Below are 17,685 nucleotides of genomic sequence, written 5' to 3'. Positions count from 1 at the left end.
CCTGTTAAAATCTTTCAAGAAGAGAACCCTTATTCTAGATCTGGTTTCCGTCTATTAGTCTTTCGTTGAGAACGGACACTTTTATTTTTAAGTCGTTTCATTATTACCGCCTTAGGGATTTTAGTGGGCACCCTTTTTTTTGAATGATTAAAGCCGATTTTAGAAGATGGATAGCTCTCACTATAGCCAAATTCTTGTTTCTGTATTGACTTCTACTTTCTCCACATTGTAATAATAACAAGCCTTCTTTTGTGAGTCGGTTTGATAATTTTTTTTCAATTGTAGTTTTTTGTCTTTCCGTTAAAACTAAAGATTGGAATACATTAAAAGACAATTCAATTTTAGTTGAAACTTTATTTACATGTTGACCACCACTTCCGGAACTGCGAACGCCTTTGAAACTAAATTCTTTTATGAGGGCTTCTTCGTTGAACATTAATCGACCTGATGTGTTGGTTTTAGTAAGTCAGTGACCGTTTTTACTGGGTTAAAAGTAACAATGGGTACTTCAACAAATACAGTATTCCAATACGCCATACTCCCGTTCCAAAGCCCTGGCAACTCTAATGCTTTAATGGTTTTTCCTGCATTTGTCTTCATAGTAATGAACGCCTGTTTTTGATCGACAAATTGTGATAGATCAAACACATTCCCTTTATAGTCTTTAACTGCACATACCAAATCTACAGGATTAAAATAGACCGCATTTTTAAGAATGTTTTTTTGGAGTTTATTTTTTATGTCTATTTGTGCAGATTCCACGATTTGCAATGAGACATTTCCATTTTCATCCTTAACCCGGAAAGGACCACCACCAGGCTCTCCTTCGTTTTTTACCATACCACAAACACGAAGCGGTCTGTTTAATTTTTCTATTAAATACTCTATTTGGTGTTTATAAGAGAACTTTTCAAACGAATCAGAAATAATAATGTTTAACTCTTTACGAACAAATTGAGTTATTGCTAACAAATCCATGTCAGTAAGTTTTTCTTCTTCCAAGGCTTTCAAATATTTGAAGGCTTGACTTTGAATTTTTAAAAGTATGCCTGCCGAACTTTTTTATGTTGTGCGACCTCATCCTGATATTTACACACCACCACATTATCTATGTTTTTTATAAAAATAATATCGGCATTAAAATCATTTAAATTTTCTAGTAAAGCCCCATGACCAGAGGGTCTAAAGTGAAGGCTGCCATCTAAATTTAGTACGGGTTCATTTTCTAAATTTACGGCAATAGTATCTGTAGAATCTCTTTGATAAGAAAAGGTAACCTCAAATTTTGTGTCTGTTTTTCGTTCAACACCCTCCTTTATTCTTATAAATTCGGTATCAAAAATAGATTTATGACCTTTTGAAATGGTAAAATGAAGTTTCGCTTTTTTATCTGTTGAAGCATAGAGGGCTGCCTCAAATAGATGCTCCTCAAAAGCAGTCGCCAAATGGTCTTTGTATTTATGGAATGGCAAAGAGCCTTTAGGATAAAAACTATAATTCAAATCGTCTTGGGCGAGCAAGGTTTTTACCAAAATTAATAATTGCTCATCATTAGTTAATGTGTTGTAATCGGGACGCTTTTTTTGAGCTGTTTTTATAAGGGTTTCGTAGAATGGGAATTTTTCTAAGCCAACTAAAAACAGGGATAACTCTGATGCTTTATGTTTGTTTATATAGGCGTTGATACTTCCGGTTTTTAATGAATAGTTTTCTAAAAACTGAAACAAAAACTTAAACATCCTAGTCGCTGCACCAGGAGGCCGGAACGAATTTCAAAATATCCAAACCCTCTTTTTTATTATCGTAATACTCTAAAAAATAGCACTTCTCCTTTTCTGAAAGTTGTAAAATACCATCATTCAATACTGCAGCAGACTTTAAATTTACATAAGGCAAGCCTGTTTTAAATACGTCTAATTGCTTTTTAACTTTCTCGACCGTTAAGTCTTTAGTTTCAATCTGTTTTATATGTGTTTCTGTAAAATTCAATGCTTATTATTCAATAGTTCATCAATATGCTTTGTGGCTTTATCTAAACGTTCCTTTTTATTTCCCTTCAATAAAATGTATGGTATGCTATGCCTTTTTAAAGTCGCTTCAAATATTTCAAACATTTGTTCTCTCGCTTCGGGTTTGTCGCGTAAATCGTCACCTTCCCAAGGCGTATCAATATACGTTAAAAAGTATAAATCGTAGGTGTTCTTTAACGCGTATTTTTCTATAATGGGATCACAAGTTCCTGAGTAATACACCTCAGAATATACTTTAGTTTCCATTAAATTAGTATCGCAAATCAAGACCGTATTCGTTTTTTTTGCCAGCGCGTTTTCCAGATCCATTTGACCTATTGCAATGGGCATTAAATCTTTTGGCTCACAGGTTTTACGCTCATTATTCCATTTTTTCTGAAGGTAATCCCGCGCATATTCAGGCACCCAAACGGAATTATAATACCGCGCTAATTGTCTAGCGAGAGTTGTTTTTCCAGTAGACTCGGGACCAAACAAAACGACCTTTATAGCGTTTGTGGGTTGTTGTTTAAGAGTTTCTTCCATTGTAAATATCCAAATATAGCAACAATTGTAAATACTAAATATTGAAAACTGGTGAAGGTAAATCCTTTATACAAATACAAAGGAACAGAAATAATATCGCCTACAATCCAAAGTAACCAATTTTCAATTTTACGTTTAGCCATGAGCCACATGCCAACAAAGAAAATAGCTGTTGTAAATGTATCGACATAAGCCACCCAGCTCGTCCACTTATCAAAACTTATATAGATTATAAAAACAAAAGCCAAAGTGGCAACAAATAGCATTGCACTCCATTTTTTTTCTTTTTTTGAAGTGACAGATATTGGGGTAACATGAATAGCGTCAACTTTATGGGCCCACACATACCAGCCATAAATACTCATAATAAAATAGTAGGCATTAATCATCATATCACCTAAAAGGCCCCATTTAAACAAGAGGTAGACGAATATAAGTGTACTTATTATACCCGTGGGAAACACGAGAATGTTATTCTGTTTAGAATACCAAACCGATAAAAAACCAAAAATAACAGCCACAATTTCTAAAACAATATCTAAGGTGTCGTAATCGGCATACTGGCTAAAAAATAAATCAAAAATGTGGTTCATAATCCTGCCTGTCTGATTTCACAATCTTCATATATAGTAAGCCTTTATCCATTAATTCGAAGGCTTCTTTTATTTCTGTATTAAGAACATGCATCACGTCATCATAATCGCCATACACTTGCGTGCTCAATGGGTTTTCCAACACTTTTAACTTTGAATTTCTAAGTTTTTTTATGAAATGTATAATCGCAGGCTCGTATTCGTTCTGCAAAGGTGTAAGCGTTAATTCTACTGATATTTCCATTAATACATTAATTTTTTTTATTTGTGTCGCTTGTTCTAAAAGGACATTTTTTAAACCACGCGATTTCTATTATAATATTATTTGATTATACATTATTTCCTTAACGCCTTAAACTTCTAAATCGTCAAAAAAATGTTCATTCTCCTCAAAAGCGGTTCCAATGACTACTAAGTTTGCGCCCGCACTATAGGCATCTTCAAGTTGTACGCTATTTCTTATGCCTCCACCCACTATTAGTGGAATTTTAATATCATCCTTTACTGCTTTTATTATTTTTGCTGAAACTCCCCATTTTGCTCCGCTACCGGCTTCAAGGTAAATCAATTTCATACCTAATAATTCTGAAGCTTTTGCAGTGTCGATAATGTCTTGTTCATCTTCAAGTGGTTTTGTATTCGTTACCCTAAGGGTTGCTGTTTGTTTTCCGCCTTCAACTAAAATATAACCGGTTGGAATCACTTCCAATTCCATTTTTCGCAATTTTGAAACGGCTTTAACCTGTTGTTCTATTAAATATTCGGATTTCTTCCGGAGACTAAAGACAAAAACAAGAGCGCATCTGCGTCTTTTGATATCTGAGAAACATCTCCTGGAAATAAAACAATAGGTAAGGCTGTTACTAATTTTAAGTCAGAAACTAAGGTTTGGGTTACGTGTTTTTCTACTATACTACCCCCTACAAAAATGTGTGTTATCTTCGTCTTTTTTACTTTCTCTATAAATTGAGATAAACCTTTTCTTTCAAACTTATCCGGGTCAATTAAAACGGCTAGTAGTCTTTCGTTTTTTTTAGCCGAAGCACTTATGTTTTCTAAAACCGTTTTCATTCCGGTAAGGTATAAGCACAGGTAAATCCGTCAAACTCTAAAAACTGTGCATTAAAGCCTTTCTTAAGACCTTTGTAATCTATCCAAGCCTTGGTCTTTTGGTCTTTAAGCATAAATGGAATCACTAAAAAATGCGCTTTAAATAACATGCCTGGTGTTGCAAAAAGCTTGTAGAGGGATTCTTTAACCCCCCAAATTACTGTTAATTTTTTAATGTATTCCTCATCGGTTTCTAATAAATATTGACACTCATACTCTATGAATTTTTTCGCTATTTTACCAATTTTTTCACGTTGTTTTTCAATATCAATCCCCACTTCCTTATCGCTTACAATAATCGCTGAAAACGTAAACGAATGTGTGATAGAAAGGTGTTTCCCGTCTTTTAAATGTGGCTTCCCATTGCTATCGTAAAAGAGGTCTAAATCACTGTATCCAAATTCGCCTAATAAGTGACGGACACTTAAAAAGCCACGTTGGTGTAATTCACTTTTCATCCCTAAAACGCGTGATTTACTTCCTGGCTTTAATACTATAGGGCTGATTAAATCATTGTATGATTCTTCAATCTTCCGATTTTAACAGTAGTTTGTGAGTTTACACTAATGGATTTATAAAGAGGCATTTAATATTCTGAAATGTATTAGTTATCTTTGTGGTCTTAAATTATACAGACAAATATACAATTATGAGTACAAAAACTGTTGCTTACGTACCTAATAAGGTAAAAGACATGTCGCTTGCGGCTTGGGGAAGAAAAGAGATCGAATTAGCTGAAGCAGAAATGCCTGGTTTAATGAGTTTACGTGAAGAGTATAATAATGAGCAGCCTTTAAAAGGGGCGCGTATCGCTGGTTGTTTACACATGACTATTCAAACAGCTGTTTTAATTGAAACACTACAGGCATTAGGTGCAGAAGTAACTTGGAGTTCTTGTAATATTTTCTCTACGCAAGATCAAGCTGCTGCTGCCATTGCAGATGCAGGAACTGCTGTGTACGCATGGAAGGACATGACAGAGGAAGAGTTTGATTGGTGTATTGAACAAACGTTATTCTTTGGTGAAGATCGCAAGCCACTAAATATGATTCTTGATGATGGTGGTGATTTAACTAATATGGTTTTAGACAAGTACCCGAATTATCAGCGGGTATTAAAGGCTTATCTGAAGAAACAACGACTGGTGTTCACAGGCTTTATGAGCGTGTAAAAAACGGCACCTTAACGATGCCTGCTATTAATGTAAACGATAGTGTTACCAAATCAAAATTTGATAACAAATACGGTTGTAAAGAAAGCGCGGTAGATGCAATTCGTCGTGCAACCGACATTATGCTTGCTGGAAAACGTGTTACTGTTTGTGGTTATGGCGATGTTGGTAAAGGTACTGCTGCTTCTTTTAAAGGCGCGGGTAGTATTGTAACGGTTACAGAAATAGATCCTATTTGTGCTTTACAAGCTGCAATGGACGGCTTTGAAGTAAAGAAATTAGAAACTGTAGTTGGAAATAGTGATATAATAATTACAACTACTGGTAATAAAGATATTGTTCGAGCTGAACATTTCGAAGCCATGAAGGATAAAGTTATTGTTTGTAATATTGGTCACTTTGACAATGAGATACAAATGGGTTGGTTGAACAAAAATCATGGACATACCAAAGACACGATTAAACCTCAAGTAGATAAATATACTATTAATGGAAAAGACATTATTCTTTTAGCCGAAGGCCGCTTAGTGAACTTAGGCTGTGCAACAGGTCATCCAAGTTTTGTAATGAGTAACTCTTTTACAAACCAGACCTTAGCTCAAATTGAATTGTGGAAAAACAGCGATAAATACGAGAATGATGTGTATATGTTACCAAAACATTTAGATGAAAAAGTAGCAAAATTACACTTAGAGAAAATTGGTGTTGAATTAACTGAATTGAAAAAAGACCAAGCAGAATATATTGGTGTAAGCGTTGATGGCCCATATAAGCCGTAACATTACAGATATTAAAACAATAAGACATTCATTAAAAAACGCCCAAACTTATCAGTTTGGGCGTTTTTTTATAGTTTAATTTAAACCCTCGTCGATATTAAAAACAAGGAATATTCCTGAAATATTAATCCCTCTGAGCGGGTATAAAAACAAAACTCTTTTTGAAAGTAACACTCAAATGGCATTTCAACCCTGCTTGTCATAGTTTAAAACTGCTTGTTGTAAGCCAACAATCTTAGCGCATTTAAAACCACTATTACTGTCGATCCTTCATGAAATAAAACCGCCAAACCAATATTAGTAAGTCCCAAAATGGTGACTGGAACTAAAAAAACAACAACGCCCAAACTAATAAAAATATTTTGTTTTATAATGCGTTTTGAGGCTCTACTAAGCCCAATAACAAAGGGCAGATTTTCAATTTTATCAGACATGAGTGCGACATCTGCTGTTTCTAAAGCCACGTCACTCCCTGCAGCACCCATAGCCACGCTAACGGTACTTAAAGCCATTGCTGGCGCGTCGTTAACACCATCGCCTATCATAGCTATTTTTCCGTCTGAAGCCAATAGTTTCTTAATTTCGGCAACCTTATCCTCCGGCAACAAATTGCCTTTTGCTTCGGTTAAACCTATTTGCTTTGCAATAGCATCCCCTACATTTTGATGATCTCCAGTAAGCATTACCATGCGCTTAATGCCAATGGCTTTCAATTTTTTTAATGTATTTGCAGCGGTCTTTCCGGGCACATCCATCACCCCTATTAAACCAATGACCTCCTTTTTAAACGCCACTAACATCATGGTATGGCCCTCTTGTAATAGTACATCCATCTTTGATTTTATATTGGCATCTACAGTTAACCCTTCACCGAGCATCAATTGCAAATTTCCAATTAAAACTTTCGAACCGCTATATTTCGCAGAAATACCCTTTCCTTGTATGGCTTCAATTTCACTCGCAAGATCTTTAAATCTTACATTGTGAAGCTTTTCAATATCCTTTGCTATTGCCCTTGCTATAGGGTGATTACTTAGGCTTTCAACCTCTAGAACGATTTGTAGCAACTCTTGTTCTTCAAAATGATTTAAAGCAATGACATTAGTCAACTTAGGTTTGCCTTCTGTTAGCGTTCCTGTTTTATCGAATGCAATAGTGGTAATGGTTCCTAAATCTTCTAAAGCCTTCCCCCCTTTAATGAGCACCCCTTTTTGAGCTGCTCTTGCAACACCGCTAAGCACTGCACTCGGGGTAGAAATAGCCAAGGCACAAGGGCTTGCTGCAACCAAAACTGTGATGGCTCTATACAAACTTTCTCTAAAAGTTTCATCAACCACCAAATAGGCAAAACAGAGCAGCGTGACCACGAGTAAAACCGCAGGCACATACCACTTTTCAAATTTTTTAGTTAAGCGTTGTGTTGGTGATTTTTGAGTTTCGACCTCACTTACCATTTTAATTAATCTTGCAACAGTCGAGTCTTGACTAAGCTTTAACACCCGAACCTCTATGTTGCTATCGCCATTGATTGCTCCTGTAAATGCAATATGCTTTTTATCGATGTGTTCAAAATCCGGCAATTGTTCTGTTGAAGGCATTGCTGTTTTGTCTACAGGAATACTTTCTCCTGTAATTGGAGCTTGATCAATACTACTGTTTCCAGATATTATGACCCCATCTGCTGCGATTTTTGAATTGGGTTTTACCACTATGATATCACCAATTTTCAAGTCTTCAATGGGTATTTCAACAATTTGACCATTCGTTTTTACCAATGCCTTTTTTGGTGATAAATCGCTTAAAGCTTCAATAGATTTTTGAGCTTTATTCATCGCATAATGCTCTAAACCATGTCCTAAACTAAACAGAAACAAAAGCAAAGCCCCTTCTGCCCAACTATCAATATAAGCTGCCCCAATAGCCGCAGCTATCATTAAAAAATCAATATCGAAACCGCCTTTACTTATTTTCTTGAAGGCTTCAATGGAAATAAAATAACCCCCAAAAAAGTAGGCTACTGCATAACTTAGTATTGCCTCCCAACGCGGATAATGGAATCCTTTGTCTATAGCAAAACCCATGGTTAAGAATGCACCACAAAGCATGGCGAAATAAAGTTCTGTGCGCTTTCCAAAGATGAGGTGACTAGTATGGTCGTGGTCTTTTTTTTTAATCATTAATTAGGCTATTTAAATTATTGCTCTCTATGAAATCCTATGGCGTTCATATTATAATATCCTGAGAGATCTTTTACAATTTGCTAGAAAACCATTTTAGAAAGAATATATTAAAAATACGCTTTTAGCTGTACATTCCCCGTATGAATGGTTTTACTCGTCTCTGTCTTTCTGCCATAGTAAGTGAGATTCAAATCTAAGAACTTTGTTATTTTTTGTTGGGCTAAAAAGCTCCAAGTAAAGTTCTTCCCCCTTTGTAGCCCCTCCAGCATTTGATACCCCACAGGCGAATTGGCATTGCCTTCAAATGTATTTGAAAATACATTAAACTCACCGAGACAAAGCCGATTTGGCATTTTTATTTAAAGTAAAAGACATCCCATATTTTTGTTGTTTTAAACGTTCCCTGCTTCCAATAATATTGTCTTTATTTGTGTACTGATAGAACACATCAAATCGTGCGTTATCGTTTAATAAATAGGATAACTTCGGATTAAACCGAGACTCATCAATCTTAAAATTTTTACTTGTGAAATTTTCGCTTTCACTTTCATTCGTATCAAAACCAGTTAAAAAATTAAATAACCAACTCTTGGCAAATTTATGATTGAAATTCAATTGATGACTCGATAAGGCGTTGGCGATAAAACCAACAGACAAGACATTTCGAGAAGAATTATTTAAAAAAGTATAAGAGCTTGTATAATTTTGTTTCCCTCGGTTAAAAAACAACACGTTTCTAAAATTAAGTTGAAGCCCTAACTGGTTCTCTTTATCACTTTCAAAAGGATTAATATTAAAATTATTCCCATCGCGCTTTATTTTTCGATCTATTAAATAACTGGTCCGGTTATAAAAATGAGACCAAAATTTCTTACTATTACTTTGCTCATTGATCCAGTTCGCTGGGTTTAATGTTACCGTTTGGCTCAGTCTATTTTGATGCGTTTTAATAAAAATTTGATTGGGTAACAACACACGTATGTAACTCCCCTGATCTTGAAATTGCGCAATTTCGAATTCTTCTAATTCTTGAATACCGTTACTATTGTAATCGTTCCAAGTGTAAGCCCCTTGTCCGGGCTCTACGGCTACATAAGTAAAATCTTGTTGTGGTAAAGACCCTGAATTGGTTTCAAAAACAGTCGTCCATTGCACCTTGTTTTCAAAAAATTGCTGACTGTATTGCAATCTAGAGTTTAAAGATTGCTCATCTGCATTCGGCTCATCGTCACTTTTTAAATTTCTATAATTGACATAGAGTGATAAATTGGTGCGCTTGTTTTTAATAAACCGTGAGTCTAAATAGTAGGTGTTAGAATTATTAACACGTTTTAGAGTGTTGTTTCTTAAACTGTCATTTACTCTATACTTGTATCCCACTTCTGTAAAAACGGAAGTACTATCTCCAACACCCGTAAAAACTTCATAAGCGTTGAATCGTTGGCTAACGGGAGTAAGAGAATCTGTGATTACAGCTTTTTGTTCGTTATTCTCTGCAGAAAAACGTCCGCCGAGCCATGCTTTTTTAAAACTGTACCGTGCCTCATTATGGGTTCGTAAAAACGTAGAGGTGGTTTGCGAAGAATTACTTTTTAAAATACTGGTGTTCGTAGATAGCGTTAGTTTTTCTTTAAAAAACAACCGTGCATTTAAGGAGTGCCTATTGCCCTTAAACCCATTTGAATAACTTAAATGCTCAAATAAATAGCTTGAAATTCCTTTTTTACTATGAAACGTTCTAACCCCGGTAGAAAATAATAGTTGATCCCCTAAATCGCTGTTGAGACCGTGAAATAGAAGGCGCGTCTATGTTCCAATCCCGGTTAAATTCTGGATTATAAAGCCCTTCTATATTTCTGAATTCTTGTTGAATAAAATCGGCATCCATAAAGGCCTCCGGATTCCATAAACTATCTTGTTTAACTAAAGATTGCTTCATATTTAGTTTAAGAGCCAAACCATTATTATCATCATCGCCAATACCGTGAAAATAAATTTAAATCATTTTTACTGGCTGCCACTTCAAAGTTTAAATTTGTTTTTTCTGATGGCATATAACTGCCATTTATAACTGCCAACTGTAATTTGACAGGGGCAACCAATTGTACAATAGGCTCAAAACGACCTTGCGGCACATCCATAATTGGCGCAACATATTCATAAATGGTATTAATGGCATTGATACTACCAATAACATAATTCCCTTGGTTGTCTCCTACATCTGTAAAACGCACACTAAATAAAGTGTCTTCCGGGTTGTTTGAAAACACGAAAGCTTCTACTCCATTTATCAGTTCTTTTTTATATAAAATACGGTTTTCGTTAAACCCTTCTTCTACTTCCGACGGTGCTACCATTTGATTTTTATCGTCTCCAGCTAGACTTAAAATAGCCACCTGTTCTGAAGACAGGTTTTGTTGCAACGGGTTGTTTTTTGCATCATTTTCTGAATAGACTGAAGCCCCTATTTTTAATTTATCAGACTGATACTTTCCACCACCGTAAGCCACTATACGGGAATAATTTCGATCACTAAATTGGTAATCTACCGTAATACGCATTTCTGAGGTGATGGGAAATGTAGCATTAAATATAATTTCGCCAGCATTATAGTCAATAATATAATCTTCACTTTCACCACGATTCACCACAATGCCGTTAACATAAACCGTTTCACTACCAGATACAATGAGTACAAATAATTCACCATTTGGCCCTTGTAATTTATAAGGTCCTTGATTGCCTTCCTGCGCGGTAAACTGACTGGTTGTAAATTGGCCACGAACGATGGCGCCTGCAGCAAACAACTGTGTTTGGGACGCGTCTTCGCCCAATCGAGCTCCTAACGACAAGCCTTGCACGCGCTTGGAAAACGCTCCAAAATAGGCGTCTTTATTTTCCAAATCTATATCCCCTGCACGAATGTTCCATCGGTCACTAAAAATTTCAACGAAAACTTGATCAAATTCATCCAATCGCTGCGAATACCCACTTTCCTGCAGTGGAATATTAGCATCTTGAATGGAGGCTCGAAGGGAGACTTTATCGTTCAATTTCCCTGTTATTTGAAGATCCAATTCACTATTTAAAACAGAGTTTTGATTATTACCAATAGTCACCCCGCGAGAAATACTGCCACTAGTTGTTAAGCCATCAAAAGGTGTGAAATTAGTTTCAGTATTGGGTTGAGAAATACGATACAATTGATTTAGTGTCTTATTATTTTCCACAATGATGGCCTCATCAAACTGTTGGTAGGTTTTGGTTAAAAAATCAGGATATCTTAAATAATGAATACGGATAGAATCGGTTTCAACAGGTTTTGTAAATTTAAGAATCGCCTTACTGAAATCCACGTCGTAAAACGTACTGTCTAAAATAGTGGCGTCTTTTAAAGTTATTTTAAAATCTTTTGAATTAATGCTTACGCTATCAATAGTAATCGTTTCTGCAAAGGCCACCGTTTTCTGCTTATAATTGGACTCCTGTTCTTGCGCGATGGCAAAACTTCCAAATAAAAGAAATAAAAGAGAAACGGTAATCTTCATATATAGTTAACTAAAAACGCGGATTTATATTTTGTTGATAGTTTGTGTTTAAAATCGTTAGCATTTAATGGTGTAAAAGTAAGGCATTATTTATTTTAGCTGAAATTAGTTCGCTTTAAAACAAGCGTACTGTCCCAAGGTAAATTGGGATCTCATCAATTTTATTTAAAAAGTAATGAAAATCATCTCATACAATGTCAATGGTATACGCGCTGCGCTTAATAAAGGTTTTATTAATTGGTTAAAAAGTACCGATGCAGATGTGGTTTGCCTTCAAGAAATAAAAGCCATGCAAGAGCAATTGGACCTTATTATATTTGAAGAAGCAGGTTATAACTATCATTATTGGTATAGTGCACAAAAGAAAGGCTACAGTGGTGTGGCCATTTTGAGTAAAACGAAACCTAATCATGTTGAATATGGTACTGGTATTGAATCTATGGATTTCGAAGGTAGAAATCTGCGTGTTGATTTTGATAATGTCTCTGTCATGAGTCTTTATTTGCCCTCCGGAACGAATCTCGACCGCCTAGACTTCAAGCTCAATTATATGGCAGAATTTCAAGAATATATTAATGGTTTGCGTGCTACTATTCCAAACCTAGTCGTTTGTGGGGATTATAATATTTGTCATGAAGCCATAGATATTCACAATCCTAAAATGAAAAACGTTTCCGGTTTTCTACCAGTAGAACGCGAATGGATTGGTGCTTTTATAAACACTGGGCTCATAGATTCTTTCCGTTTTTTGCATCCGGAAAGGGTGGAATACAGTTGGTGGAGCTATCGTGCTAATGCGCGTGCTAATAATAAAGGCTGGCGTTTAGATTATGCCATGGTTACAAAACCTTTACAGGATAAAATTATAAGATCTGTTATTTTAACCGAAGCAAAGCACAGCGACCACTGTCCTATTTTACTGGAATTAGAGGTATAGCCTTTAACGCCTATATTTCAGAATGCTTAGCTTAAACCCTCAGACTGTATACTATGCCATTTTGTGTACCAAAAGCAAAAAAGGACCCTTTCAAAGACTACACCTGCAGGGTGTCTTTAAAAATTTATACATTAGCTTTTAGGGAGAATCTTAACAAACATTTAAATAACCTCATGCGTGTTAAACTGTTCGCAGGATTTATCTTTATATAAAAATTAAGTAACACCCATTATGAAATACACCACATTACCAAACACCAATATAAAAGTTAGTAAAATTTGTTTAGGTTCCATGACATGGGGAAACCAAAACACAGAGGCAGAAGGGCATTTGCAACTGGATTATGCACTAGATCAAGGTGTTAATTTCATAGACACTGCAGAATTATATCCTGTCCCTGCCACTGCCGAGACCTCAGGTAGGACAAGTGAAATTATAGGTACTTGGTTGAAAAAAATCCGGAAATAGAGATAAGATCATATTGGCTTCAAAAATCGCTGGGCCAGGAGATTACACGGCTCATATTCGCACGACGGGATTTAGTAAAAACGCTATAAAAGAAGCGGTTGATTTAGAATTAAAAAGGTTACAAACAGATTATATCGATGTATACCAATTGCATTGGCCGAGAGCGTACCACCAACACTTTTGGGGTTCGAGATTATCAACACCATCCAGATGACCAATGGCAAGACAACTTTAAAAACGTTTTAGAAGGCCTTGATGAGGTTGTCAAAGCAGGAAAAGTACGTCACATTGGGTTATCGAATGAAAAAGCATGGGGCGCCATGCGCTATTTAGAGGAATCAAAAAACAAAAACCTACCAAGACCCATTACAATACAAAATGCATATTCCTTATTAAATCGTGTTTACGAAGGCGATATGGCCGAAATTTCCATGCGAGAAAACATCGGGTTATTAGCCTACTCGCCCATGGCGTTTGGTGTGCTTTCCGGAAAGTATATAAAAAATACTGCTGGAGACACTGCCCGATTAAAATTATTCCCTCGTTTTGCGAGGTATAGCAGCGAGCAAGCGACAACAGCAACACAAAAATACATGGCTTTAGCAGAACAAAACAACCTATCTCTTGCCCAAATGTCTTTAGCCTTTGTAAATCAAAGACCATTTGTTACGAGTACTATTATAGGAGCAACAACTTTGGAGCAACTCAAGGAAAATATTGCTAGTATCACTATAGATTTAAGCGATGAATTATTACTTGATATCAATGCCATTCACTCCATAATCCCTAATCCAGCACCCTAAGAGTCATACTTTTATACTCGCCTTATATTATAATCATTCTAAATTGAAAACAAAAAAAGCCACATCGTATGATGTGGCTTTTTTACTAGTTATTTAATTTGTTTACCATTTTTATCAAAAAAATGATATTCTAAATATGTGTAAGCATCTCTAGGTTGAATTTTGACCCATTTTTTATGTTCAAAAAACCATTTTGAACGAATAGATGGAAAGCCTTTTGTAAGAAAGGCTGCTATAAAAGGATGTGTGTTTAAGGTCACCTTAGTATAGTCTTTTTTTAATAACATTTCTAAATCGTGATTGATTTTAGATAATATTCCAATAGGAGCTTCGACTTCTACTCCATTAATGGCATCAGGATTTTCCTCCCTAGTCTTAATGTTCATTTCTCGGTCGTACTCTTTGTCTTGTAATTTGAATCAATCCAAACTTACTTGGAGGTAATATTTTGTGTTTGGCTCTGTCATCTTTCATTTCATCACGAAGATGATTATAGAGTTTTTTTCTGTTATCCGCTTTATTTAAGTCAATAAAATCTATAACAATGATACCGCCCATGTCACGCAGACGAAGTTGTCTAGCAACCTCTGTGGCAGAAATTAAATTAACTTCTAAGGCTGTGTCTTCTTGAGAGTTAGACTTATTGGATCTATTACCACTGTTAACATCTACAACGTGCAGTGCTTCGGTGTGTTCTATTACCAAATAAGCCCCTTTAGCCATGGAAACCGTTTTTCCAAAAGCGGTTTTAATTTGTCTTTCTACTCCAAATTTTTCATAAATTGGAACATTAGATTGATGCAGTTTGACTATTGATTCTTTGTTTGGTGCAATTTCTTGCACATAATCTTTAATTTGAATATAAAGCGCTTCGTCGTCTACATGAATACCCGTAAAACTGTCGTTAAATATATCTCTTAAAATAGAAGAGGCTTTATTTAACTCACCCAATACTTTTGTAGGATGATGTGCTTTATTTAATTTTTTACACATTGCGGTCCAACGACCAAGCAAATTCTGTAAATCTTTGTCTAATTCGGCTACTTTTTTGCCTTCGGCTACTGTACGTACAATGACTCCAAAACCTTTTGGAGTGATGCTTTGAACCAAACGTTTAAGTCTGTCTTTTTCAGCTTTATCCTCTATTTTTTGTGAAATAGAAATACGGTCTGAAAAAGGGACTAAAACAATATATCTACCAGCTATAGAAAGCTCAGAGCTTATTCTTGGGCCTTTTGTAGATATAGGTTCTTTAACAATTTGTACCAGCATCGATTGATTTGATTTTAAGACATTAGCAATTTTGCCGTCTTTATCAATATCTTTTTCAAATGGGTAGTCTTTTAAAGAAAAGTCATTTAATTTACCTGTGCTTACACTTTTCGTGAATTTTAAGAGTGAAGATATTTTTGGACCTAAATCATGATAATGCAAAAAGGCATCTTTTTCATAACCTACATTTACAAATGCAGCATTCAGTCCAGGAACAGCTTTTCTAATTTTGGCTATAAACACATCGCCAACAGCAAAGTTGTTACTATCTTCATCCTTATGTAATTCAATTAGTTTTCCATCTTTTAATAAGGCAAAATCAACACCTTCAGAATTAGATCTAATAATCAATTCTTTATTCATACTGTTAATTTTAATCCATTACACCGTTAGATATAACAGATGGATTATACATTTTTTATTCGGTACATTTTACCGAATAGTCTCATGTCTCATGTAAATGAGACATTCACAGGATTTTAAAAAATCCGAAGAACTTAACCTACACGCAAGGTTTTACGTAAGTCTTGTTAAGTTCGTTTTCAAAGAACATTGTTTTTAACAAACCAAAAAAGTAGTTTAAAAAACTACTTTTTTGAATTATTTCTTCTTCTTGTGACGATTAGCGCGTCTTCTTTTCTTGCGCTTGTGCGTTGCAACCTTGTGTCTTTTTCTTTTTTTACCACTTGGCATAAGATCTTTGGTTTTAAATTAATAATTCGTTTATGTTGTAATTACTTTACGTCAACGTTAGTTTTTACTCCTTCTACAAACACTTTTGCAGGTTTGAAAGCTGGAATATTATGTGCTGGTATTTTGATAGTTGTATTCTTAGAAATGTTTCTACCAGTTTTTTCAGCTCTTGTTTTAATGATAAAGCTACCAAATCCTCTTAGGTATACATTATCACCAGCTTCTAAAGATGTTTTCACTTCTTCCATGAATGTTTCAACGGTGGCTTGCACATCTCCTTTTTCAATTCCTAATTTCTCAGAAATTTTTGCTACTAAATCAGCTTTAGTCATTTTCTTTTCTTATTTGGGTTATTATTTCTTTTAAGGGTGCGCAAATATAGGCATTTAATATTCAATATTTCAAACCTAATTCATTAAAATTTAATGCTATAAAGATTTACTTTTGCAAACGAATCTTTTTTAATAAATGAACGTCTCTAAAAAATTAATCAACTGGTACTCAGTTAATAAGCGCGATTTACCTTGGCGCAACACTACAAACCCCTACTTTATTTGGTTGTCAGAAATCATTTTGCAACAAACACAAGTGGCTCAAGGTTTGCCTTATTACGACGCATTTATCACCAATTACCCTACTGTTTTTGATCTCGCTAAAGCCGAAGAATCTCAAGTTTTAAAATTATGGCAAGGTTTAGGTTATTATTCCGGAGCCCGCAATTTACATGCCTCTGCAAAATATATTGTAGAGGACCTGGGTGGTGTATTCCCAAACACCTTTAACGACCTAATAAAATTAAAAGGCGTGGGTGATTATACCGCTAGTGCTATAGCCTCCATAAGTTTTAATGAACCCACAGCGGTCGTTGATGGTAATGTGTATAGAGCGCTATCAAGAATTTATGGCATTTACACTCCTATTAATACAGGTAAAGGTTTTAAAGAATTTAAAGCTTTAGCTCAAGAATTAATTGACCAAAAACACCCCGCAACCTTTAATCAAGCCATTATGGAGTTTGGTGCCGATTGTGCAGACCAAAAAACCCAGACTGCAATATTTGTCCTTTTAATAGTACATGTAAAGGTCTAGTAGAAAATGCTATTGATATTTTACCAGTTAAGCTGAAGGCTTTAAAAGCAAAAAAGAAATACTTTAATTTTATCGTGATACTTTCGGAAGACGGAAAAACCATCTTAGAACAACGAGAAGGCAGTGGTATCTCGGCAAAATCTGTATCAATTTCCTTTAATCGAATCTGAAAAACCAATTGAAATTTCAGCAATAGAAGACCAGCTAAAAGCGCTCAGTATATTAAAAAACAAGACTTTTACTCTCTCTCTATATAATGATCAAGACATCATCCATAAATTATCGCATCAGCATTTATACACCAAATTCTGGATCGTATCATTAAAATCTGGTTTAGCTCATGGTATCTCACATCACCAAATTCATGATTTCCCTGTCCCCATTTTAATAGGTAATTTTATCGAACAGTTTAATTTTTAAGTTTTTAAAAGCATTAAGTCTTTCTTTTTTTCTTAAATTTAAATTTATCAATAGTAAAACTGTAATT

Annotated in this window: 17 protein-coding genes and 4 pseudogenes; 4 read left to right on the top strand and 17 right to left on the bottom strand. The window is 35.2% G+C overall.

Features of this window, described 5'->3' with window-relative positions:
• Window positions 1-103: 103 nt before the first annotated feature.
• The 10 genes from N7U66_RS14340 to N7U66_RS14310 all read right to left on the bottom strand — a co-directional run bounded on the left by N7U66_RS14340 (window position 104) and on the right by N7U66_RS14310 (window position 4,716).
• On the bottom strand, window positions 104-436 hold the full coding sequence (locus N7U66_RS14340) for a peptide chain release factor-like protein (RefSeq protein WP_313791252.1): 333 nt from the start codon (window positions 434-436) through the stop codon (window positions 104-106).
• Entirely contained in the window at window positions 436-1,002 is a 567-nt protein-coding gene (locus N7U66_RS22105) for a DUF4301 family protein (protein ID WP_313791251.1), read from the bottom strand. Before N7U66_RS22105 ends, N7U66_RS14340 begins: the two co-directional genes overlap by 1 nt.
• Window positions 1,003-1,037: 35 nt before the next feature.
• On the bottom strand, window positions 1,038-1,739 hold the full coding sequence (locus N7U66_RS22100) for a DUF4301 family protein (protein ID WP_313791250.1): 702 nt from the start codon (window positions 1,737-1,739) through the stop codon (window positions 1,038-1,040).
• Between the two features lies 1 nt (window position 1,740).
• Window positions 1,741-1,989, bottom strand: a complete 249-nt coding sequence (locus N7U66_RS22095) for a DUF4301 family protein (RefSeq protein WP_313791249.1) — start codon at window positions 1,987-1,989, stop codon at window positions 1,741-1,743.
• Window positions 1,986-2,555 (bottom strand): ATP-binding protein, encoded by a 570-nt coding sequence (locus N7U66_RS14330; protein ID WP_267675886.1) that lies wholly within the window; start codon window positions 2,553-2,555, stop codon window positions 1,986-1,988. The genes N7U66_RS22095 and N7U66_RS14330 overlap by 4 nt, the downstream gene beginning before the upstream one ends.
• Window positions 2,516-3,148: a nicotinamide riboside transporter PnuC gene (gene pnuC / locus N7U66_RS14325; RefSeq protein WP_267675885.1), complete on the bottom strand. Its 633-nt coding sequence runs from the start codon at window positions 3,146-3,148 to the stop codon at window positions 2,516-2,518. Before pnuC ends, N7U66_RS14330 begins: the two co-directional genes overlap by 40 nt.
• Window positions 3,132-3,392, bottom strand: coding sequence for a thiamine-binding protein (locus N7U66_RS14320; protein ID WP_267675884.1), 261 nt, complete (start codon window positions 3,390-3,392; stop codon window positions 3,132-3,134). The genes pnuC and N7U66_RS14320 overlap by 17 nt, the downstream gene beginning before the upstream one ends.
• A gap of 108 nt (window positions 3,393-3,500) precedes the next feature.
• Window positions 3,501-3,902, bottom strand: a complete 402-nt coding sequence (locus N7U66_RS22090) for a geranylgeranylglyceryl/heptaprenylglyceryl phosphate synthase (protein ID WP_313791536.1) — start codon at window positions 3,900-3,902, stop codon at window positions 3,501-3,503.
• Complete coding sequence (locus N7U66_RS22085; RefSeq protein ID WP_313791248.1) at window positions 3,902-4,219, bottom strand: geranylgeranylglyceryl/heptaprenylglyceryl phosphate synthase; 318 nt, start codon at window positions 4,217-4,219, stop codon at window positions 3,902-3,904. The genes N7U66_RS22090 and N7U66_RS22085 overlap by 1 nt, the downstream gene beginning before the upstream one ends.
• Complete coding sequence (locus tag N7U66_RS14310) at window positions 4,216-4,716, bottom strand: 4'-phosphopantetheinyl transferase family protein (protein ID WP_313791247.1); 501 nt, start codon at window positions 4,714-4,716, stop codon at window positions 4,216-4,218. The genes N7U66_RS22085 and N7U66_RS14310 overlap by 4 nt, the downstream gene beginning before the upstream one ends.
• Window positions 4,717-4,907: 191 nt before the next feature.
• Here N7U66_RS14310 and ahcY point away from each other — a divergent pair.
• A pseudogene (gene ahcY, locus N7U66_RS14305) lies at window positions 4,908-6,208 on the top strand (adenosylhomocysteinase).
• A 206-nt stretch (window positions 6,209-6,414) separates the two neighbouring features.
• Here ahcY and N7U66_RS14300 read toward each other — a convergent pair.
• The 5 genes from N7U66_RS14300 to N7U66_RS22065 form a co-directional block, all read right to left on the bottom strand.
• Entirely contained in the window at window positions 6,415-8,385 is a 1,971-nt protein-coding gene (locus N7U66_RS14300; protein WP_267675883.1) for a heavy metal translocating P-type ATPase, read from the bottom strand.
• Window positions 8,386-8,495: 110 nt separating this feature from the next.
• Window positions 8,496-8,741 carry a hypothetical protein gene (locus N7U66_RS22080; protein WP_313791246.1) on the bottom strand — a complete coding sequence of 82 codons (246 nt, stop codon included), beginning with the start codon at window positions 8,739-8,741 and terminating at the stop codon, window positions 8,496-8,498.
• Entirely contained in the window at window positions 8,716-10,029 is a 1,314-nt protein-coding gene (locus N7U66_RS22075; RefSeq protein WP_313791245.1) for a hypothetical protein, read from the bottom strand. The genes N7U66_RS22080 and N7U66_RS22075 overlap by 26 nt, the downstream gene beginning before the upstream one ends.
• 97 nt (window positions 10,030-10,126) lie before the next feature.
• Window positions 10,127-10,327: a hypothetical protein gene (locus N7U66_RS22070; protein ID WP_313791244.1), complete on the bottom strand. Its 201-nt coding sequence runs from the start codon at window positions 10,325-10,327 to the stop codon at window positions 10,127-10,129.
• A gap of 31 nt (window positions 10,328-10,358) precedes the next feature.
• Window positions 10,359-11,936, bottom strand: coding sequence for a hypothetical protein (locus N7U66_RS22065; RefSeq protein WP_313791243.1), 1,578 nt, complete (start codon window positions 11,934-11,936; stop codon window positions 10,359-10,361).
• Window positions 11,937-12,111: 175 nt separating this feature from the next.
• Here N7U66_RS22065 and N7U66_RS14290 point away from each other — a divergent pair, with 175 nt between their 5' ends.
• Entirely contained in the window at window positions 12,112-12,873 is a 762-nt protein-coding gene (locus N7U66_RS14290) for an exodeoxyribonuclease III (RefSeq protein ID WP_267675882.1), read from the top strand.
• Between the two features lie 231 nt (window positions 12,874-13,104).
• Window positions 13,105-14,144: pseudogene (locus N7U66_RS14285) on the top strand (aldo/keto reductase).
• Window positions 14,145-14,233: 89 nt separating this feature from the next.
• On the opposite strand, the pseudogene N7U66_RS14280 reads toward N7U66_RS14285, so the two are convergent.
• Together N7U66_RS14280 and N7U66_RS14275 are read right to left on the bottom strand one after the other, a co-directional pair.
• Window positions 14,234-15,779 (bottom strand): annotated as a pseudogene (locus tag N7U66_RS14280) (Rne/Rng family ribonuclease).
• 371 nt (window positions 15,780-16,150) lie between these two features.
• Window positions 16,151-16,441, bottom strand: a complete 291-nt coding sequence (locus N7U66_RS14275) for an HU family DNA-binding protein (RefSeq protein WP_013869848.1) — start codon at window positions 16,439-16,441, stop codon at window positions 16,151-16,153.
• Window positions 16,442-16,577: 136 nt separating this feature from the next.
• Here N7U66_RS14275 and mutY point away from each other — a divergent pair.
• A pseudogene (gene mutY / locus N7U66_RS14270) lies at window positions 16,578-17,618 on the top strand (A/G-specific adenine glycosylase).
• The last annotated feature ends 67 nt before the right edge of the window (window positions 17,619-17,685 follow it).

This window comes from Lacinutrix neustonica (genome assembly GCF_026625145.1).
Taxonomy (GTDB): Bacteria; Bacteroidota; Bacteroidia; order Flavobacteriales; family Flavobacteriaceae; genus Lacinutrix; species Lacinutrix neustonica.
The sequence above is the reverse complement of the archived record's forward strand: the minus strand, read 5'-3'. Positions and strand labels throughout refer to the sequence as shown.

Bases quoted from the DNA above. Each gene is read 5' to 3' on its own strand.
- N7U66_RS14340 (WP_313791252.1), bottom strand. From the start codon at position 436: ATGTTCAACGAAGAAGCCCTCATAAAAGAATTTAGTTTCAAAGGCGTT.
- N7U66_RS22100 (WP_313791250.1), bottom strand. From the start codon at position 1,739: ATGTTTAAGTTTTTGTTTCAGTTTTTAGAAAACTATTCATTAAAAACC.
- N7U66_RS14330 (WP_267675886.1), bottom strand. From the start codon at position 2,555: ATGGAAGAAACTCTTAAACAACAACCCACAAACGCTATAAAGGTCGTT.
- pnuC (WP_267675885.1), bottom strand. From the start codon at position 3,148: ATGAACCACATTTTTGATTTATTTTTTAGCCAGTATGCCGATTACGAC.
- N7U66_RS14320 (WP_267675884.1), bottom strand. From the start codon at position 3,392: ATGGAAATATCAGTAGAATTAACGCTTACACCTTTGCAGAACGAATAC.
- N7U66_RS22085 (WP_313791248.1), bottom strand. From the start codon at position 4,219: ATGAAAACGGTTTTAGAAAACATAAGTGCTTCGGCTAAAAAAAACGAA.
- N7U66_RS14310 (WP_313791247.1), bottom strand. From the start codon at position 4,716: ATGAAAAGTGAATTACACCAACGTGGCTTTTTAAGTGTCCGTCACTTA.
- N7U66_RS14300 (WP_267675883.1), bottom strand. From the start codon at position 8,385: ATGATTAAAAAAAAAGACCACGACCATACTAGTCACCTCATCTTTGGA.
- N7U66_RS22080 (WP_313791246.1), bottom strand. From the start codon at position 8,741: ATGCCAAATCGGCTTTGTCTCGGTGAGTTTAATGTATTTTCAAATACA.
- N7U66_RS22070 (WP_313791244.1), bottom strand. From the start codon at position 10,327: ATGAAGCAATCTTTAGTTAAACAAGATAGTTTATGGAATCCGGAGGCC.
- N7U66_RS22065 (WP_313791243.1), bottom strand. From the start codon at position 11,936: ATGAAGATTACCGTTTCTCTTTTATTTCTTTTATTTGGAAGTTTTGCC.
- N7U66_RS14290 (WP_267675882.1), top strand. From the start codon at position 12,112: ATGAAAATCATCTCATACAATGTCAATGGTATACGCGCTGCGCTTAAT.
- N7U66_RS14275 (WP_013869848.1), bottom strand. From the start codon at position 16,441: ATGACTAAAGCTGATTTAGTAGCAAAAATTTCTGAGAAATTAGGAATT.